The sequence below is a fragment of the Thermoflexus sp. genome (genome assembly GCF_025055495.1).
GTDB lineage: Bacteria > Chloroflexota > Anaerolineae > Thermoflexales > Thermoflexaceae > Thermoflexus.
The window spans coordinates 1-2,272 of record NZ_JANWXB010000405.1 but is presented as its reverse complement, the minus strand read 5'-3'; the positions used below and the strand labels follow the sequence as shown (position 1 = coordinate 2,272).

At 66.2% G+C, this 2,272-nt stretch carries 2 protein-coding genes; one reads left to right on the top strand and one right to left on the bottom strand.

Translation table 11 applies throughout. The features are described from left to right. On the bottom strand, positions 1–1,223 hold a 1,223-nt coding region (locus NZM16_RS13190; RefSeq protein ID WP_295480798.1), incomplete at its 3' end, for a site-specific DNA-methyltransferase. Positions 1,224–1,306: 83 nt separating this feature from the next. Here NZM16_RS13190 and NZM16_RS13185 point away from each other — a divergent pair. After that, positions 1,307–1,954, top strand: a complete 648-nt coding sequence (locus NZM16_RS13185) for a class I SAM-dependent methyltransferase (RefSeq protein WP_295480796.1) — start codon at positions 1,307–1,309, stop codon at positions 1,952–1,954. Positions 1,955–2,272 lie beyond the last annotated feature (318 nt).

Genomic DNA, 2,272 nt, shown 5'->3' with positions numbered 1-2,272 from the left:
CGGATGAATTTCTCCAGAAAACGATGCGGCGTGGAGCGATCCGCCTCCGCCAGGCCCATCTCGATCATCTTGCGGTTGACGAACAGCCGGTTGGAGAGATACACATAGGCGGGCATGGGAGCGTCCGCTTCCGCGGGGGGCTGGTCGAAGCGAAGATACACCGATTGGCCCAGGACGAATTTCCGCAGATACGCGATGGCCTGCGCTTTGCGCTCGGCCGGGATGCGGATCCCTAAAAGCTGGATCACCCGGCCGTTGTCCATTCGGAGCGTGCGCTCGTCCAGGACGGCGGTCACCTTGTGAAGGGCCTCATCCTCCGGGCGGGAGGGCTCGGGATCCGCAAGGGGGCGCGCGTCCTGGATCCGGGGGACGTAGCCCTCGGGGGGATCCACCGGCGGCAGCGGCTGCGCCCGATGGAGGATCCGGACGGGCGGGTCGAGCAGGGAGGGCTCGGAGAGGCCCAGCTTCTGGCGGAGGATCGGCTCGAAGGCCGGCTGGATTTCGTAGCCGATGGCCTTCCGATTCAGCCGGAGGGCCGCCCGAACCGTGGTGCCGCTGCCCACGAACGGATCCAGAACCGTCTCCCCCACGAAGGAGAACATGCGGATCAGACGGTAAGGCAGCTCTTCGGGGAACATCGCCTCGTGGAGGACCTGCCGTTCCCCCCCGAAGTCCCAGTGGCCGCTGAAGAAGGCTTTCCATTCCTCTTTCGTCAGCTTCGAGGCCTCCCGCGCCGAAGGAGGCACGGACGGAGGGCGGCCCGGCTTTTTGAACAGCAGGATGAACTCGTAGTCCAGCTCGACGATGCCGTTCGGCGGATAGGGGAAGGAGCCCATCACCGTGGCCCCGCCGGTGGTCCGCATGGTGGTCTTCTTCCGCCAGATGATGGCGCCCATGTAGTCGAAGCCGATGGCCTCGCACTGCGCGATGATCTCGGCGTGAAGGGGGATGACCTTATACCGCCCGTAGGTGACGGCGCGGGCGAACTGGTCGCCGATGTTGATGCAGAGCCGACGGCCCGGTTGAAGCACCCGCCAGGTCTCCCGCCACACCCGGCTCAGATCGATAAGATACTCGTGCAGGGTCTGGCCGTAGCCGATCTGACCGGCGACCCCGTAGTTTTTGATATGCCAATAAGGCGGCGAGGTGACGATCAGCGCCACGCTCTCGTCCGGGACCTCGGCCATGTTCCGGCAGTCCCCGAAGATCACCAGGGCATCCATTGACCGATCCGCCTCCGGTTCGCGATCGGCCCCCCAGCGGGGCTCAGGCTTCCGTCTCTATGATAAACCAGATGGAGGCAGACATGGCGCGAAAAGGGGGATGGTCCGCCCTTCTTCAGCGCTTCTTCCACTGGCTATACCACGAGGGATCCTGGGCCTACGACGGGGTGGCCGCGGTGGTCTCGGGTGGGCGTTGGGTGAACTGGGGGATGCGGGTGCTGGACGTCCTCGCCCGGCCAGGCGGGCGGGTGCTGGAGATCGGCCCCGGGCCCGGCCACCTGCTGCAGGCGATGGTCGAGCGGGGCCTCTGCCCGGTCGGGCTGGATCTCTCCTTCGCGATGGCCCGTCGGGCCCGGCGGCGAACCGGGTTCGCCGTGCCGGTGGCCCAGGGCCGGGCCCAGGCCCTCCCCTTCCCCGATGGGATCTTCGACGCGGCGGTGACCACCTTTCCGGCGCCCTTCATCCTGGAGCCGACGACGTGGCGGGAGGTCGCCCGCGTGCTGCGGCCGGGCGGCCGCTTCGTGGCCCTGATCGGTGCCTGGCCGGCCGGCTCCGCCTCTACGCATAGGCGGCTCTGGGGGCTCTACCGGCGCATCGCCCGTTCCGGGGAAACCCTCCCTCGCGAGGAAATGTTCCGACGCCTAGCCGGGTCCGCGGGGCTGGAGGTTCAGGAGTGGTTGGCCCGGGACGGGCCGTGGCATCTATGGGGGGTGATCGCCTTTCGGGGGTAGGATCCGTCGCAACGTATCCCGAACCGCCGATCGCAATCGCTACAAAAACCGGTCTCATCACCACAAAGGGGGTGCGTAGAGCGCTTTACGCACCCCCTTTCGTTTTGCCGCAATCCCCTAAAACGGGTCTCGTCACTGCAAGGACTATCGGAAGACAGCGCCTCGGGTTCCGGAGCCGGAGTCGCAATCCCCTAAAACGGGTCTCGTCACTGCAAGCGTTATCCAACCCGTTCGTACGGGCGTTCCTATACCACGGTCGCAATCCCCTAAAACGGGTCTCGTCACTGCAAGGGGAGTCTGGCCGTGTTTCAGTTAGCC

Bases quoted from the DNA above. Each gene is read 5' to 3' on its own strand.
- NZM16_RS13185 (WP_295480796.1), top strand. From the start codon at position 1,307: ATGGCGCGAAAAGGGGGATGGTCCGCCCTTCTTCAGCGCTTCTTCCAC.